Annotated in this window: 18 protein-coding genes and 1 pseudogene; 6 read left to right on the forward strand and 13 right to left on the reverse strand. The window is 48.4% G+C overall.

What is annotated here, in order from left to right; all coding sequences use genetic code 11:
• Positions 1-54: 54 nt before the first annotated feature.
• Genes CPZ25_RS15915 through CPZ25_RS15925 form a run of 3 tightly spaced genes read right to left on the reverse strand, consistent with a single transcriptional unit; the run spans position 55 to position 2,448 of the window.
• Entirely contained in the window at positions 55-831 is a 777-nt protein-coding gene (locus CPZ25_RS15915; protein WP_002578722.1) for an ANT(9) family aminoglycoside nucleotidyltransferase, read from the reverse strand.
• Positions 832-855: 24 nt separating this feature from the next.
• Positions 856-1,626: a nucleoside phosphorylase gene (locus CPZ25_RS15920; RefSeq protein WP_002578723.1), complete on the reverse strand. Its 771-nt coding sequence runs from the start codon at positions 1,624-1,626 to the stop codon at positions 856-858.
• A gap of 24 nt (positions 1,627-1,650) precedes the next feature.
• Positions 1,651-2,448, reverse strand: a complete 798-nt coding sequence (locus tag CPZ25_RS15925) for a helix-turn-helix domain-containing protein (protein ID WP_002578724.1) — start codon at positions 2,446-2,448, stop codon at positions 1,651-1,653.
• 443 nt (positions 2,449-2,891) lie between these two features.
• On the opposite strand from CPZ25_RS15925, the gene CPZ25_RS15930 reads away from it, so the two are divergent.
• The 5 genes from CPZ25_RS15930 (at position 2,892) to CPZ25_RS15955 (ending at position 6,740) form a co-directional block, all read left to right on the forward strand.
• Positions 2,892-3,305, forward strand: coding sequence for a cysteine-rich VLP domain-containing protein (locus tag CPZ25_RS15930; protein WP_007215983.1), 414 nt, complete (start codon positions 2,892-2,894; stop codon positions 3,303-3,305).
• Between the two features lie 110 nt (positions 3,306-3,415).
• Positions 3,416-3,811 carry a replication initiator protein A gene (locus CPZ25_RS15935; RefSeq protein ID WP_007215984.1) on the forward strand — a complete coding sequence of 132 codons (396 nt, stop codon included), beginning with the start codon at positions 3,416-3,418 and terminating at the stop codon, positions 3,809-3,811.
• A gap of 183 nt (positions 3,812-3,994) precedes the next feature.
• A complete protein-coding gene (gene mobV / locus CPZ25_RS15945) occupies positions 3,995-4,939 on the forward strand; it encodes a MobV family relaxase (RefSeq protein WP_007215985.1) in 945 nt (314 codons plus the stop codon).
• A complete protein-coding gene (locus CPZ25_RS15950; RefSeq protein WP_007215986.1) occupies positions 4,923-5,138 on the forward strand; it encodes a hypothetical protein in 216 nt (71 codons plus the stop codon). The genes mobV and CPZ25_RS15950 overlap by 17 nt, the downstream gene beginning before the upstream one ends.
• Before the next feature lie 90 nt (positions 5,139-5,228).
• Complete coding sequence (locus CPZ25_RS15955; protein ID WP_007215987.1) at positions 5,229-6,740, forward strand: recombinase family protein; 1,512 nt, start codon at positions 5,229-5,231, stop codon at positions 6,738-6,740.
• A gap of 140 nt (positions 6,741-6,880) precedes the next feature.
• On the opposite strand, the gene lnu(C) is transcribed toward CPZ25_RS15955, so the two are convergent.
• From lnu(C) to CPZ25_RS15990, 6 genes are all read right to left on the reverse strand, one after another.
• Complete coding sequence (lnu(C), locus tag CPZ25_RS15965; protein ID WP_019543803.1) at positions 6,881-7,375, reverse strand: lincosamide nucleotidyltransferase Lnu(C); 495 nt, start codon at positions 7,373-7,375, stop codon at positions 6,881-6,883.
• Between the two features lie 23 nt (positions 7,376-7,398).
• Positions 7,399-8,436, reverse strand: coding sequence for an IS1595-like element ISSag10 family transposase (locus CPZ25_RS15970; protein WP_002837184.1), 1,038 nt, complete (start codon positions 8,434-8,436; stop codon positions 7,399-7,401).
• A gap of 184 nt (positions 8,437-8,620) precedes the next feature.
• Complete coding sequence (gene abc-f, locus CPZ25_RS15975) at positions 8,621-10,096, reverse strand: ribosomal protection-like ABC-F family protein (RefSeq protein WP_096920739.1); 1,476 nt, start codon at positions 10,094-10,096, stop codon at positions 8,621-8,623.
• 248 nt (positions 10,097-10,344) lie between these two features.
• Positions 10,345-10,587 carry a hypothetical protein gene (locus CPZ25_RS15980; protein WP_096920740.1) on the reverse strand — a complete coding sequence of 81 codons (243 nt, stop codon included), beginning with the start codon at positions 10,585-10,587 and terminating at the stop codon, positions 10,345-10,347.
• Positions 10,553-11,965, reverse strand: coding sequence for a relaxase/mobilization nuclease domain-containing protein (locus tag CPZ25_RS15985; protein WP_096920741.1), 1,413 nt, complete (start codon positions 11,963-11,965; stop codon positions 10,553-10,555). The genes CPZ25_RS15980 and CPZ25_RS15985 overlap by 35 nt, the downstream gene beginning before the upstream one ends.
• Before the next feature lie 32 nt (positions 11,966-11,997).
• Complete coding sequence (locus CPZ25_RS15990; RefSeq protein ID WP_096920742.1) at positions 11,998-12,435, reverse strand: hypothetical protein; 438 nt, start codon at positions 12,433-12,435, stop codon at positions 11,998-12,000.
• A 162-nt stretch (positions 12,436-12,597) separates the two neighbouring features.
• On the opposite strand from CPZ25_RS15990, the gene CPZ25_RS15995 reads away from it, so the two are divergent.
• A complete protein-coding gene (locus CPZ25_RS15995; protein ID WP_096920743.1) occupies positions 12,598-12,924 on the forward strand; it encodes a helix-turn-helix domain-containing protein in 327 nt (108 codons plus the stop codon).
• Between the two features lie 48 nt (positions 12,925-12,972).
• Here CPZ25_RS15995 and CPZ25_RS16000 read toward each other — a convergent pair whose 3' ends face one another.
• From CPZ25_RS16000 to CPZ25_RS16015, 4 genes and pseudogenes are all read right to left on the reverse strand, one after another.
• A complete protein-coding gene (locus CPZ25_RS16000; RefSeq protein ID WP_096920744.1) occupies positions 12,973-13,272 on the reverse strand; it encodes a CD1845 family protein in 300 nt (99 codons plus the stop codon).
• Entirely contained in the window at positions 13,269-13,580 is a 312-nt protein-coding gene (locus CPZ25_RS16005) for a hypothetical protein (protein WP_044946414.1), read from the reverse strand. The genes CPZ25_RS16000 and CPZ25_RS16005 overlap by 4 nt, the downstream gene beginning before the upstream one ends.
• Before the next feature lie 164 nt (positions 13,581-13,744).
• Positions 13,745-14,089 carry a plasmid mobilization protein gene (locus CPZ25_RS16010; RefSeq protein ID WP_006574194.1) on the reverse strand — a complete coding sequence of 115 codons (345 nt, stop codon included), beginning with the start codon at positions 14,087-14,089 and terminating at the stop codon, positions 13,745-13,747.
• 359 nt (positions 14,090-14,448) lie between these two features.
• Positions 14,449-15,150, reverse strand: a pseudogene (locus tag CPZ25_RS16015) (DUF3849 domain-containing protein); the annotation flags it as partial.
• Position 15,151 lies beyond the last annotated feature (1 nt).

Genomic DNA, 15,151 nt, shown 5'->3' on the forward strand with positions numbered 1-15,151 from the left:
GCGGCGCATTTATGCGCCGTTCATCTTGACCGTTGATTGGCCCCGCTAACTTTGCTACTCTGTTCTAAGTAATTCCTCAATTTGTTTTTTCATATATTCTACAAGTGCCATCGCTTCCTTTTCTACTGTCTCCCATTCATCAGACAAATTTCCCAAATAAGCTTCCTTTGCCGTTGTTAGCAGGGGGGGAAATCTCTCCGGCAATTTTAAAATTACCCATTTTGCGGCAACATCTTTTGTCGTGATTTCTTCTGTTACTAAAGTAAACCACATTCGTGATAAGGTTAATAACACATTTCTTTCATCACCCTTAAAGCTGGAAATCAAACCAGGTAAAGAAAACCGAATTGCTTTTTTAATTTCGTGAAATGGGATAGCGGGAATAAGCTCTTTGCTTTCCGCCCCCTTCAAAGTTATGCTATTTTTTCTTGCTTGCCATAATAAAATCATTATATCTGGGTCATTGCAGGCTTGCGGATATTCTCCTGCTTCCATCTCTCCCCTTAGCCATTCACCATACATATACTGACATTTTGGCGGAAATTGCAACGGAACAATATCAGATTGATTGATAATAGTTACCTCTAAAGGTCTTTTTTCAATACAGCCTACGGAGCCAGAAATTTTCAATAATTGCTTTGTTAGATCTGCTCTGATTGAATTACTCAATTCTTGTTTAGTAATTATCAGTATATCTATATCACTATCTGGACGCAGCCCATTCATTGTTGCTGAACCATATAAATATATCCCCAATATTTGACCTTGTAATATGGTTTCTGCTATTGAAATAACTTGATTTACTTGTTGTGGAAATTCATTTATATTCATTGTAACTCCTATATGTATTTATTTTTACTCCTCAACAACTGATAAAACAGCGTCTAAGGCTAATTCTAAGGCTATGGATATACTTGTTTTTCCCCATTCTCTTTCTTGGTATTTATGAGGGTCTGCAAGAGTATCGGCTGAAAAAAGCAGCATAGCCCATGTAACTTTTCTAAATTTTGCACACGCCGCCAATGCGGAACATTCCATTTCTACTACTTGACATCCCTCTTCTTTCCGATACTGAACCATTTCTACTGTTTCTCGATAAAAACCGTCTGTTGTCCATGTTTTAACTTCCCAATATGGTATATTCTTTTGGCTTAAAGCAGATTCAATCGCATTTATACCAGCCTTTGAAATCTCTACTTCTCGGGAGGGAGGAAGATAATGGTAAGATGTTCCCTCATCTCTCAATGCAGAAACAGGTATCAAAAATCTATTTTCCGGGATGTCTTCCAATACGCCGCAGGAGCCGACGGAAATAATCTTTGTTACACCCCCTGCAATTAAATATTCTAAAACTTGGACGGCAGCAGCACTTCCCACAGGAGCCGGACATAGACATATTTTCTCCTGATTATAAAGACATTCATAAATAGGATATCGTCTTGTTGCACTTTCAAATTCATCTATCTGTATTCCATCATGGGTATGTGCATAATTTTCAACCTCGTCTCCTAAAAAAGCAAACACTGCTTTTGCAGGAAAACATTTTTTCCCATTTCCCGGCTGAAAAACAGCTTTTGATGCGGTATCGTACTCTAAAACAGGGTAGTCATGCTTTACTAATGGCATATTATTATCTCGAATAACAGGCTATTATTCTATTCCTTTCATCATCTTTTTTGCCAACTGCTTGAACAGGTCGGCAGTTTCTTCATCCATCGGCGTAAGCTGTCCGATCTGTCCGGCAACCATCGCCGCTACATCGTCAATGGAAAGCGGGTTTTGCTTCTGTTCCGCCAATGCGTCCCGCATGGCTTGGAACATCGCGGCGGTCACAGCTTCTCCCGGCTGTTCCCCGTTGTCAATGTCTTTCTTAATATCCCGCAGGATAGCAAGGAACACATTTTTGATTTTCTCAATCTCCGCCTCATGTTCCCCCATCTTCTGGGCGTTCAAAAGCTGTAAATCCTGCTTTGCTTCCGCCCGGTGTTCCGGGTGTTCTTTCATCAGGTCGGACAGGGAAGCCGTTGCTATCTCGATAAGCTGGTTTCTTGCTGTTATGCCTTTTGCCGCCGTGTCCTGAAAATAAATCCGTATCAAATCTATCAGCTTAGGAAAATTCCTGTGTTCCAACAGGCGGTTGAGGATTTGCACATCAACAGCACCCGTCACGAGCCCCCTCACGGCTCCCTCGGACAAGCCTAATTCAGAAATATCGTAGCTTTTACGGACGCTCACGGTGGATAAGCCCAGTATGTAGTCTGTCGATACCTTAAATTCCTTTGCCACGCCTATGAGAATATCACTGCTGACCGTTCTCGTTTCGCCGCTGACAATGCGGCTCAACTGGGAAGCGGAAACCCCTATCTTCTCCGCAAGTTCCTTTTGTGTGATGTGGTTCCCGTTGCATAAATCGGAAATCCGCTGTCCGGGTGTTCCGGGTAAAGCCATAGATACGCACCTCCTCCGCATACTTCCATTATACAGAATGATTGCAAAAATGCAATTTCCAAAGTGTAAACTTCATCAAAATGCAATTCTCGCAAAATTCCGGGGATTGCATTTTTTTCGTGTAGACTTAGGGTAGTTCATCGATGGACAGCACCTTGAAAACAGAATGACCGTCCGAAAAGGAATACCCCGGCTGGGGAAGCACCGCAAGGAACCGGACTTCGAGACAAAATGTCCCGAAGCTGCGGGGAGCGTGCCAACGCCGGAACACGCCGCTATTGTCGGGGCCCCCGCAAAGCCGCATGGCTTTGTGGGGAGAGGAGGAGCAGCGGAGCGAGTGAGTTTTGCCGCTTGCGGCGAAACGAGCGATACGCAGCTTGCGACGACGAGGCAGGAAACCTTTTCGGGGAGAACGGCAATGGAAAGCAAAATGGAGGGAACGCATGAGAGATAACCCCTATAAAGACTTGCCGCCGCTGGAACGCAGGCCGGACGGTTCCCTTTACCGCATGACACCGGCGCAGAAGAAACAGGCGGCCAGCCTGATACGCCGGGAGTGCTGTTGCTGTGAGGACGGCAACTGCATTGTCCTTGACGATGGGGACGCCTGCACCTGCCCGCAGACGGTTTCTTTCTCGGTCTGCTGTAAGTGGTTCCGCTGGGCGGTCTTGCCGCTGGACGGGACGCTGAAAGCGGAGATTTTCCGGGATAAGGACATGAAACGCTGTGCGGTTTGCGGCGGCGTGTTCGTCCCCAAATCCAACCGGGCTAAATACTGCCCGGACTGCGCCGCCAGAGTTCACAGGCGGCAGAAAACAGAAAGTGAACGGAAAAGGAGGTCTGCTGTGGACAGTTAGGAGCGGAAAAGCCTTGATTTATAAGGCTTCGCAGGCCCCAAACCGGGGCAGGTGGTATAAAGTATCGCCCGCCCCGGAAAACGGGCTTCTAACCGTCCACAAAACACGATATGACAAACACGATTTACATTCACCAGCCGGAACAGGCGTTCAGCTTCACCCGGCTCCCGAATTTTCTCTTTGAAGCCCCTACATTCAAGCCCCTGTCCAACGAGGCAAAGGTGTTGTACGCCTTTATCCTGCGCCGGACAGAGTTATCCCGCAAGAATGGGTGGGCGGACGAGTACGGGCGGATTTACCTGTACTATCCCATCTGCGAGGTAGTTGACCTGCTCCGCTGTGGGCGGCAGAAAGCGGTAAATACCATGCGGGAACTGCAATATGCCGGACTGGTGGAGATCCAGAAGCAGGGCTGTGGAAAACCCAACCGCATTTTCCCAAAATCCTATGAAGCGGTTCCGAACACCGACTTCAAGAAATCCCGTTCTGGTACGCCGGAGGGCTGAAAACCGTACCCATGAAGTACGGAAATCACTCCTGAGAAGTACGAAAACCGGACGGTATATAGAAATACAAAGATTAAAAAGATTGATTTATATTCTATCCATTCCAATCCTATCCGAGCTATTTTCTGCGGGATTTTCCCTGTGGAAAACCCCGGATAGGAAAGGAATGGGGAAAGGAGCAGAATGGCACAGCACGCAATTTTGCGTTTTGAGAAGCACAAGGGCAACCCGGCAAGGCCGCTGGAAGCCCATCACGAACGGCAGAAAGACCAATACGCCAGCAACCCTGATATTGACACCAGCCGGAGCAAATACAACTTCCATATCGTCAAGCCGGAGGGACGCTATTACCACTTCATTCAGAGCCGGATTGAGCAGGCCGGGTGCCGAACCCGCAAGGACAGCACACGGTTTGTCGATACGCTGATAACCGCCAGCCCGGAGTTTTTCAAGGGGAAATCCCCAAAGGAGATACAGGCGTTTTTCCAGAGGGCGGCGGATTTCCTCACCCACCGGGTAGGGCGGGAAAATATCGTGTCGGCGGTGGTACACATGGACGAGAAAACGCCCCACCTGCATTTGACCTTTGTTCCGCTGACAAAGGACAACCGCCTGTGCGCTAAGGAGATTATCGGCAACCGGGCAAACCTGACGAAGTGGCAGGATGATTTTCACGCCTACATGGTGGAGAAATATCCCGACTTGGAGCGTGGGGAAAGCGCCAGCAAGACAGGCCGGAAGCATATCCCCACCCGGCTTTTCAAACAGGCGGTTTCCCTCTCCCGGCAGGCAAGAGCCATTGAAGCCACACTGGACGGCATTAACCCGCTGAACGCCGGAAAGAAAAAAGAGGAAGCCCTCTCCATGCTGAAAAAGTGGTTCCCGCAGATGGAGAATTTCTCCGGGCAGTTGAAAAAGTACAAGGTCACAATCAATGACCTGCTGGCAGAAAATGAGAAGCTGGAAGCACGAGCCAGAGCCAGCGAGAGCGGCAAAATCAAAGACCGCATGGAGCGGGCAAAGCTGGAAAGCGAACTGCACGATATGCAAAGGCTGGTTGACCGTATCCCGCCGGATATACTGGCGGAACTGAAACGGCAGCAGCGGCAGTATGGAAAGGAAAGGTGATTTTATAAGTAACAATATCAGATACAAAAAGGAAACAGAAGTCGTGACTTTTCAGGGAAAGGAAATCACGCTGGAAAACCTCTCCCCGGTGTTCACGCCGGAGCAGGAAGCGACCAAACGCCGGGAACTGGAGCAGCAGCTTTATGAGGTGTTCCGCAAATATGCCGATAAGCGGCAGAAAGAGGAAGCCGGGGCATAAATCCCGAAGCCATCGTTGATTTGCGGGGCTGCTGGCGGTATAATAGAACTGTCAGCAGCTCCGTTTCTTTTTAAGAAAAGGAGCGACAAAATGAATAACAGGATAGACGCGATCTATGCAAGGCAATCGGTAGACAAAAAGGACAGCATTTCCATTGAAAGCCAGATTGAGTTTTGCAAATACGAATTGAAAGGCGGGAACTGTAAGGAATACACAGACAAAGGGTACAGCGGCAAGAACACAGACCGCCCGAAGTTTCAGGAACTGGTGCGGGATATTAAGCGGGGCTTGATTGCAAAGGTCATTGTTTACAAACTTGACCGTATCAGCCGTTCCATTCTGGACTTTGCCAACATGATGGAACTGTTCCAGCAGTACGATGTGGAGTTTGTGTCCTCTACGGAGAAGTTTGATACCTCCACCCCGATGGGGCGGGCTATGCTGAATATCTGTATCGTGTTCGCCCAGCTTGAACGGGAAACGATACAGAAGCGGGTGACAGACGCTTACTACTCCCGCAGTCAGCGGGGCTTCAAGATGGGCGGGAAAGCCCCTTACGGCTTCCACACCGAGCCTATCAAAATGGACGGTATCAACACAAAGAAGCTGGTGGTAAACCCGGACGAAGCGGCCAATATCCGGCTGATATTTGAGATGTACGCCCAGCCCACAACCTCTTACGGGGACATTACCCGGTACTTTGCCGAACAGGGGATTTTGTTCTACGGCAAGGAACTGATACGCCCCACACTGGCGCAGATGTTACGCAATCCCGTCTATGTGCAGGCGGACTTGGATGTGTACGAATTTTTCAAAAGCCAGGGTACGGTTATCGTCAATGACGCCGCCGACTTTACGGGGACAAACGGCTGTTATCTGTATCAGGGGCGGGATGTGAAGCCCAGCAAGAAAAACGACTTGAAAGACCAAATGCTGGTGCTGGCTCCCCATGAGGGCATTGTTCCGGCGGATATATGGCTGGCTTGCCGCAAGAAGCTGATGAACAACATGAAAATCCAGTCCGCCCGAAAAGCCACCCACACATGGCTGGCGGGGAAAATCAAGTGCGGGAACTGCGGATATGCGCTTATGAGTATCTTCAATCCGTCCGGCAGGCAATATCTCCGCTGTACGAAACGGCTGGACAATAAAAGCTGTCCGGGCTGTGGGAAAATCATCACTTCCGAACTGGAAGCGGTGGTTTACCAGCAGATGGTGAAGAAGCTGGAAAAGCACAAGACGCTGACGGGCAGGAAGAAAGCGGCAAAGGCCAATCCCAAAATCGCCGCCCTGCAAGTAGAGCTTCTCCATGTGGACAGCGAGATTGAAAAGCTGGTGGACAGTCTGACGGGCGCGAACAATGTCCTGCTCTCCTATGTGAATGTGAAGATAGCGGAACTGGACGGGCGCAAGCAGGAACTTGTGAAGCAGATAGCCGAGCTGACGGTGGAAACCATCAGCCCGGGACAGGTCAACCAGATTTCCGGCTACCTCGACACATGGGACGATGTATCCTTTGACGACAAGCGGCGGGTGGTGGATTTGATGATTACCACCGTTGCCGCCACAAGCGACAGCTTGAACATTACATGGAAAATCTGACGGGCGGTAATCCTCCCGTCAGACCGTTACCCTGTGTAGTCCCTTGTAAACTGTACTTTGGCTATGTCACAACAAACAGTTGATAAATAGCCATTTTTATAGGGGAGTATCAGAACTCCCCTACAAACTGTTATTTGCAGTTATCTATACTCATTTGGAATTTCGATATGAAGTGTCTCACACAATAACTTCACATCATGTGCATCATTTTCATCAAACTCGTATCCCAGATGGAACATTACTTGACTATATGGTTCAATACAGGAAACCTCTATTTCCTCAATTCTTCCTTTACCCGAAAAAGTTTCTACCGGAAAACAATCCCCATCATAAAGAATTTCACCTTCGTCCGTATATTCAAAACAATGCAAATCAATAATTCTGTTTTTCAAATCTTCCCATACAGTATGGTTCAATGTTGTATATTCCATCTTAATCTCATAAAAGCCATTAGCTTTCATTATTTCTATAAAGTTCTGATAATCGTTCTTTTCTACAAAAATGTCAATATCATTATGGGCTCTTGACTGATATCCAAGAAGAGCATCTACACCCCAGCCACCATCAAGAAAGACTTTAATCTCCGCATCTATTGCAAATTGAAGAATCTGTTTTACATCTGTTATATTGACCATCTTATCATCTCCACAAATTCTAATTAGGCGACCAGAGGAACTGCTGGTCTGTTTGATAAATCTCTGCATTTAGCAGTTTTCAATGTTGCCAAAACGAAAGTTAAGAAGATGTTCCTTTTCTCCATGTCGCTTTCTTTGGCGTAATTTACAAGGTTATTCCACACAAGATAGTTGTTCAGATACTTGGTAGAAACACCGTTAAAGCCACGCATAAACCTCTTTAGCTGGCTATGGTAGCTATTGATATGTTGGATATTATAAATGCCTTTCTTGGCTTTGCCAGTCTTTAACTGCACAAGGTCAATGCCATTGGCATTTGTAAATCTCACATAGGAGTTCATCTTGTCCGTAACAAGAGTGGAATTGGTCTTAATCCTACCATCATAAATATGATGTAAATCTCTTGTAGAAACTCTACCAGTATTCGTAATCTTGGAGATAGACAAGCCATTCCTATTAACCGCACAAGGAACACATACCTTTTCTTGGGACAAGCCTCTGATATGTGTAGAATGACCACGCTTATGAGCCTTGCGTGGCATAGCAAATGTCTTACTCTTGCTATGATTGCCCTTGTACGAGATGGCGAAAAAAGTTTCGTCAGCCTCAATAATGCCGTCAAGGGTAACATCGTCTGCCATATTCTGAAGTGCATCCAAAATCTTGTGTCTCCAAAGGAATGCGGTGTTTCTGTGAATCCCACAAGCAACAGCAGTCTTACGAATGGATAAGCCATTCATCATACAATCAATGTACTGCTCCCACACGGACAAGTCTTTTCTTGTACCAGACACAATGGAGTTCGTAGCAATCACGAAGGACTTGCCACAATCCTTACATACATATCGCTGTGTGCCATCTTTACGATGACCATTGCGAACCACATGGATACAGCCACAAAGAGGGCATACACGACCATTTGCAAAGCGTTCCTTTGCTACGAAATCTTCAATATTCAAAGACTTTACAAAGGCAGGACTTAAAAGCATTGTTTTAAGGCTTTCCTGCTCTGCGACAGTCAACTTACCGATAATATCTAATGCGTCTTTGATAGTAGGCATATCCAATTACCTCCTTCGGTGGTACTGTTTCTTACTATTATTATACGCTATTTCTCGTCAAAATCAACCATTTGTTGTGACAGAGCCTTCTATTTTATTGGGGGGAAACATAAAAAATTGTAAAACTAAAGCAGAATATCATACCTGCCATGAAGAAGACCATTTTTCGGCTTTCCCTCTTTTGTTATCCGACCGTCAAGCGTATGTTTTGGGTTGCAATCGCATTTCTGAAAGCAAGATCATGTTCTACAAAAATCATGGTAGGAGAAAATTCTCTAATCAGATTTTCAATTTGCATTCGGGAATAGATGTCAATATAGTTAAGAGGTTCATCCCACACATACAGATGCGCTTGTTCACAAAGGCTTTTTGCTATCAACACTTTTTTCTTTTGTCCCGCCGAAAAATCTTGCATTTTCTTTTCAAACTGTATTCGTGAAAAATCCATTTTCCGTAAGATTGCCTTAAACAAACTTTCATCGATACGATTGGCTTCCGCAAACTCTGATAACGAACCGTTCAGCATAGAAGTATCTTGGGGTACATAGGACAATATCATGCCAGAACCTATTGCAACTGTCCCACGGTGTTCTATTTGTTGCCCGACCAGTAGCTTTAGAAGGCTCGTTTTGCCAGAACCATTTTTGCCATCAAGGGCAATGCGTTCTCCCTGTTTTACTGTAAACGAGATTGGCTGGCAGACATTTTTGCCGTCAAAAATCGGTACAACATCAGAGAAAGTCACTAAGGTATCTGAAAAATAGAGAAGCGGAGCGATTTTCAAATCTTCTACGGTTTCCAAATTTTTGAGAAGGCCGGACTTTTCCTCGATTGCACGTTGCTGCCGCACTTCGATAGCCTTTGAGCGTTTCATCATTTTAGCAGATTTGTGACCAATATACCCTCGGTCAACCGGGCCGTTCCCATATTTTGACGCTTCAATTCGGTCTGACCAGACAGAAGTTCTTTTAGCTGCCTTTTGCATATTATCAATGCTTTTTTTCAGCTTCACATTTTGAGCGAGTTCAAATTCTTGTTGACGCTGGAAGTTGGTAAACCAAGTAGAAAAATTTCCGCTTTGCACTTCGATGTTTGACCGATTGATCGACAGGATATGGTCAACACAGCCATCTAAAAAACAGCGATCATGAGAGACTAAGATAAATCCCTTTTTCCGTTTCAGGTATGCTGAAACGGTTTCTCTGGCTTTCATATCCAAATGGTTTGTCGGTTCATCAATCAGTAAAAAGTGTCCATCATTCAGAAATAGAGCGGCAAGCAGCACCTTGGTCTGCTCTCCATTGGAAAGCGTAAAAAATGGCCTCCAAAGTACATCATCACGGACTTCCAGATAGGATAGTTCTCTCAACAGCTCCCACTCTTCCGCCAGCGGGCAGACTTCCGAGAGAATGTCCGTAGTTAATCTGTTTTTGTTGTTCACAGGATATGGAAAGTAATCAAATTGCACAGAGGCTTGTATTTTTCCGTGGTATTCGTACTTTCCAAGCAGGAGATTTAGAAAAGTTGTTTTCCCTCTACCGTTTCTTCCAACAAACCCAAGTTTCCAATCTGTATCAATTTGAAAATTGACGTTTTCAAAAATGTTATCATAGCTGGATGGATAGGCAAAGGTAAGGTTCTCGACTCGGATCATCGACATATCGCATTCCTCCTTTATTCCGGGGATAAAGAACATAAAATAAGAGCTGCAAGAAAGTCAATTCTTGCAGCTCGTCATAGCATAATAGTACCATTCCTTGTCGAGAATGATACAACTACAATATATCGAGTGAATAGACTTTTAACTTTCTTGCAATGGGCACAATGACACTGTAAAACACAGCATCACTGTATATTCCAATTTATTTGCAAGAAAAGTTAATCATCTTTTCACCTCACCTCTAATATTTATTTCAATATACCATAAGTAGACATATATGTCAAATAGAAAGGCAGCCATAGATGATAAGTTACCCCAGCAAAGGTGGCAAGCAATGCCCCTGGATAGCCATTCGGCTTCAGGCGCTGCTTGTTGAGGGAATCCCCCAAGCCCCCATGAACGCAGAATTTTATTCTGCGGCTGCGCGTCCGATGGACGCTTTTGACCATGACCAGTTCACCGCTGGTCGTGGTCTTTTTCTTTTTTGGCATCGTGTTCCGCCTCCATTTTTAAGAGCCGATCCACATTGGCCTTTGCCGCCAGCAGCTCCCGCATTTCCTCACGGGAGCGCCGGTACTCGGCATAGGTCTTTTTCTTTTCCTCTAGGAGCCGGGCATACTCGGCTTGCAGCTCCTTGACCTTGGGCAGCTTCTTGACCCCCATATCGTCAAAGGCATTTTTGGCCGCCTGATGGAGCAGGATTTCTTCCTCATGTTCCTCTCGGAATTTCTTGGAGTAACCGGTCTTCCGGTAGGCCACATAGGTGTCGCGGGTCTTGGCATAGTTGATGATATGGGTCCGCAGGACGGCGATCTCCGCCATGCGTTTCTCCGCTGCCTTGATTTTTGCGGATAGCTCATTGTGGTGGGCCGTGGCTGCCACAGCCTTTTCCTCCAGCACAGCATACTCCAGCAGGTTATGCTCGGTGAGATAATTCACGGTCTGCGCCATCTGTTTCAAGTTAAAAACCTTGGCCCACCGCACATACCCGGCACCTTTTCCGGCCTGGAGCTTTGCCTGGATGTCAACCAGCAGATTAACCTTCGGCGGATCTGCTTGCTTGACTGATTTCTGGCGGGGCGTATGCTCCTTTTGACCGGCAAGGACAGCCAGCAGGTCCTCCAGGGTGTAGCCTTTGCCCAGGCTGTCCAGCCGGGCCACTTTGCTCCAGCCGGGGAGCTTCAAACGGTAGGATTTCCCGCGCCTGGACACTTCACAGCCGGATTCCCGGAGCAGCTTCAGCAGCTCGTCCAGGTCAGCAGGCTTTTGTGCCAGGGCGTTGTCAATGGCAGCACGGAGCAATTCCCGATGGGAGGGCTTCGCCTGATCGCCCAGCCATTGGTCGTAACTTTTGCCGTGGGGCTTTGGGTTTTCGACAATGGACAGTCCGTTCTCAATGCAGATGGTGTCGCTCAATCGACGGACGGCTTTTGTACTGCCCCAAAAGTTGCGGAACTTCCGGTCACAGTCCAGGTTGACCGAACTCCAAATGATATGATTATGGACATGGGCCTTGTCAATGTGGGTACAAACGGTAAAGGCGTGTTTGCCCTTGGTGAACCGTTTGGCAAATTCTACGCCCAGCCGGTTGGCCTCCTCCGGGGTGATCTCCCCAGGGCAGAAGGACTGGCGTACATGGTAGGCGATTACATCATCCGCACCCCGGACCCGTCCGGTGGCGGCGATATACTGGCGCTTGGCCAGCATGAACTCGGCGTCGGCTACACGGCTGTCGCACTCATAGCCAGTGATGAGCCTGCCGTGGTCAGTTTTTTGCGGATTGGCCACATAGTCGATAATCTCGCTGATGGCACGGCTCTCGGTCCGGCCCTTGCCGATATGCAGCGGCATGATGCGTGTGGTTGCCATAAAGGTTGCCTCCCTTCAAAAAATAGGCAGCCTCAACTGCCTATCTCGTCACGGTAAGAAATAATTTGTTTCTTTTTCTGTTTGGCGCACCGCAGTGTTGTGGCGGCTCCACCCCAATCATGGAGAACATACGCTACTACCACATCACTGGCCTCTACCATCCAGCGATTTCTGTGAGAAATCGCAAAACGGCGTGGCGTAGTTTCCAACGGCGGATACACGGTGCTGTCGTAACCGGAAGTGTTCCTCCCGGTGTTTAGATATGCCAGAACAAGGATCAGCTCAATCTGCGGATACCGTTTTTTCTGCGCTCTCAGAACAGACGCCGCCAAGAAGTCAAAGGCTCCATAGCCGCCCAGGTAAAAGGTAGTCGCTCCTTGTTCAATCAGTTTTTGCGTAACAGCGTATAACCATTTCTCTATTTTCTCACTCTGCGAGATCTGTGCATGGCCACAAAAGGTTACAATCATACCTTGTCCTCACTTTCTAAAGCTATTGTTCTGAGCTTCAATCAAAAGCAAAGCTGACAGCTTATAAAACATAGTCTAACAGACGCTATTATAACCCGCAATCATAATGTAGTCTTAGAGTACATAAAATAATCGCTAACAGCTAATAGACGGGTGTGGACTATGGAACAAAGCAAATTGGGAAAGCGCATCAACGAGGTGCGGAAGTCTCGTGGCCTGACAGCCGACAAATTATCGGAATTATGTAACATCAATGCCACTTATCTGCGGCAAATTGAAGGTGGAGCCAAGATGCCCAGCCTGCCGGTATTCATCGACATTTGCAAGGCGCTCCACATTTCTCCTGACTATCTGTTGCAGGATGAATTGAGCGAAAATGAGATCAGTAAAATCCATGAAATTGAAATGCTATGGAAAGATGCGCCACTGTCAAAACAAGAGCTTGCACTTGCAATGATAAAGGCAGCTCTAAAGCATCCAGAGCAGTAAAACAGCCAGCCGGGTTCAAACCGGCTGGCTGCACTTTTCTCTCCAATATTATCCGTAGACCAAATCCTGTATTGCAAACTTCAAATCCTGCACCTTGCCAAGCAGCCAAAAGGCCAATTTCGGCAGCCCAAAGGGGCTTATGAGAAACGCGATTACCAACAGAATAAGGCCGTTCTGCGGGGAGTATGTCATCAGGACGGCCACGCCCAGCAGGGCAATCACCGTACTGAGCAGCCCCAGCACCAAGCCGGACACATAGACCAGCCCCACGCAAATCCAGATGGCCAGGGTGAGCAGCAGGATCACCGGCGCAATCACAATCTTCAAAATCAGCTTCAATGCGGTCATTTCATGGCCTCCTCTCGACGATCCAAATACTTCTGGCACAGACGGCGGACCTGTTCCTCGTCGGCCTCGTTTTCTTCCCGGCGTCCCTTTGTCAGCTGAATGGAGGCAAAGGATTCGTACTCGACCAGCAGATGGTCAAATAGTTCCTCCGGGGTCCGGCACACATCACCCTCGCAATAGGGCGGGTCCGGGGGCGAGCCGTTGAAGGACACACAGACATATCCGTACCGGCTCTTGTAGACTTCCAGCTCCATATCCTGCGCCAGATAGTCCTCGAAAATCTCTAAAACCTTTTCAAAGGTCAACATTGGTATCTCAACTCCTTTGTGAGATGTGAGAACACTTTGCTATCTGCCTTTATTATCCGGCAAGCCCCGTCAAAAGGCAAGGATACAGACAAAAAGAAAAAGCAGAGGGAGGCGCGGCGAAAAGAACGCCGTTCCTCCCTCCACAGATGGGATATATACCCCTGTCACGATAGATTGGAGAGCTGGGTCAGGATTTTCTTCACGCCCTCCCATAGCTGCTCCTGCCGCTGGGCTATATCTTCCAGGTCAGCGTCGTAGACACGCCCGGTCTCATGCACTCGGCGGGTGAGCTGGTTCAGGTTGTTGCTGCTCCGGCGCAGCAGAGACACCAGCTCCTTCAGCTCCGGCAAGTCCAGCTGCACCACATAACCGTCCAGGGCCATCTTCCGCAGATAGGCTTCTCGGTTCTTCGTCCCAAGTTGGGACATTTTCTGCTCGATCAGCGCCAGCTCCTCCGGGGAGACCCGAAAATTCACCTGGACCTCCCGTTTGCGCTTTGGGGTACTCACCGTTCCGGCTCCCGTTTCTTATGGCCCGGAGCTTTGGGGGCTGCCTGTTTCGGTTCCTGCTTCAAATGCTCCCGGACAGAAGGCCGGGGCTGGCGCAGCTCCTTGGAGCGGTCCTCGTTGGCCAGGATGGTGGCATAGGTTCCAGGAAGTCCCTTCATACCGGTAAACGAAAGACTGCGAAACGGCAGGAGATTCATCAGCCGGTCATGGTCTTTGCTCCCGGCACGATTCAGAAACTCCGGGGAAATGCGAGCCATGTAATGGGTCCCGTGGGGGCTGTTCGGCATATCCGGTGCGCGCAGCTCCCGCAAAATCCGTTCTGCCTCTGCCTGGATGTCCTCTACCGTCAAGGGCTGGCGGCGTAGATGTTCCTCGCGCACCAGATCAATAAACCCGTTCAAAACAGCGGGGTGGCTGTTCAGGGCATACCCACACCGGACGGTATCGGAGTTGTAGTTGGGGATGGTCTTTGCCCATTCCTTGTTGCGGGGCGAGTAGCGCCCATCCCAGTCCTGGAGCTGGACGGTGTTGGCAAGGACCAGCATGACCCGGTCCATGCCGTAGGTCTCGATCACGCCCTTGGCGGCATCGTGACTGAGATACATCCCGTCGAAGTGTTCCCGCACCGCCGCTTCAATGGCCTCCTTGCATTGAAGATTGGCGTTGTTGGAGGCCCGGTACTGCTCCAGCTCTCCATGCTCTTTCGCATAGGCAGCGGAGTGAGGATAAATGGCGGCTTTCCGCAGCTCCGCCTGGGCCTTGCAAGCATCATCGGCCCGGTTCTCAATGCTGTCCCGGACCACATCCATGTAGCCGGTCTCCAACTTCTCAAAGTAACGGTACACATCGGCCAGCGGCGTGGGCGAATCCAGCAGCGCCTGGGCCTGGGCAGCGGTCAGCTCCAGTTCCTCCATCGCCATCACGATGTCCTCCCGGACGGTGTATTCGTAGGCGTGGTTCAGGACCTCTGCCGGGGGCTGGATTTTCAGCCAGTCCCGGTATTTGTCCTGTTCAGCGGCCATCTTCTCATAGAGGGCCGTATTCAGATCGTTGGTATTCATG

It is taken from the genome of Eubacterium maltosivorans, assembly GCF_002441855.2.
GTDB lineage: Bacteria > Bacillota > Clostridia > Eubacteriales > Eubacteriaceae > Eubacterium > Eubacterium maltosivorans.

Coding starts and splice junctions, on each gene's coding strand:
- CPZ25_RS15915 (WP_002578722.1), bottom strand. CDS start 831: ATGAATATAAATGAATTTCCACAACAAGTAAATCAAGTTATTTCAATA.
- mobV (WP_007215985.1), top strand. CDS start 3,995: ATGGCACAGCACGCAATTTTGCGTTTTGAGAAGCACAAGGGCAACCCG.
- CPZ25_RS15925 (WP_002578724.1), bottom strand. CDS start 2,448: ATGGCTTTACCCGGAACACCCGGACAGCGGATTTCCGATTTATGCAAC.
- CPZ25_RS15950 (WP_007215986.1), top strand. CDS start 4,923: ATGGAAAGGAAAGGTGATTTTATAAGTAACAATATCAGATACAAAAAG.
- CPZ25_RS16005 (WP_044946414.1), bottom strand. CDS start 13,580: ATGTTGACCTTTGAAAAGGTTTTAGAGATTTTCGAGGACTATCTGGCG.
- CPZ25_RS15955 (WP_007215987.1), top strand. CDS start 5,229: ATGAATAACAGGATAGACGCGATCTATGCAAGGCAATCGGTAGACAAA.
- CPZ25_RS16000 (WP_096920744.1), bottom strand. CDS start 13,272: ATGACCGCATTGAAGCTGATTTTGAAGATTGTGATTGCGCCGGTGATC.
- CPZ25_RS15920 (WP_002578723.1), bottom strand. CDS start 1,626: ATGCCATTAGTAAAGCATGACTACCCTGTTTTAGAGTACGATACCGCA.
- CPZ25_RS15990 (WP_096920742.1), bottom strand. CDS start 12,435: ATGATTGTAACCTTTTGTGGCCATGCACAGATCTCGCAGAGTGAGAAA.
- CPZ25_RS15995 (WP_096920743.1), top strand. CDS start 12,598: ATGGAACAAAGCAAATTGGGAAAGCGCATCAACGAGGTGCGGAAGTCT.
- abc-f (WP_096920739.1), bottom strand. CDS start 10,096: ATGTCGATGATCCGAGTCGAGAACCTTACCTTTGCCTATCCATCCAGC.
- CPZ25_RS15985 (WP_096920741.1), bottom strand. CDS start 11,965: ATGGCAACCACACGCATCATGCCGCTGCATATCGGCAAGGGCCGGACC.
- CPZ25_RS15935 (WP_007215984.1), top strand. CDS start 3,416: ATGACAAACACGATTTACATTCACCAGCCGGAACAGGCGTTCAGCTTC.
- CPZ25_RS15980 (WP_096920740.1), bottom strand. CDS start 10,587: ATGCCAAAAAAGAAAAAGACCACGACCAGCGGTGAACTGGTCATGGTC.
- CPZ25_RS15970 (WP_002837184.1), bottom strand. CDS start 8,436: ATGCCTACTATCAAAGACGCATTAGATATTATCGGTAAGTTGACTGTC.
- CPZ25_RS15930 (WP_007215983.1), top strand. CDS start 2,892: ATGAGAGATAACCCCTATAAAGACTTGCCGCCGCTGGAACGCAGGCCG.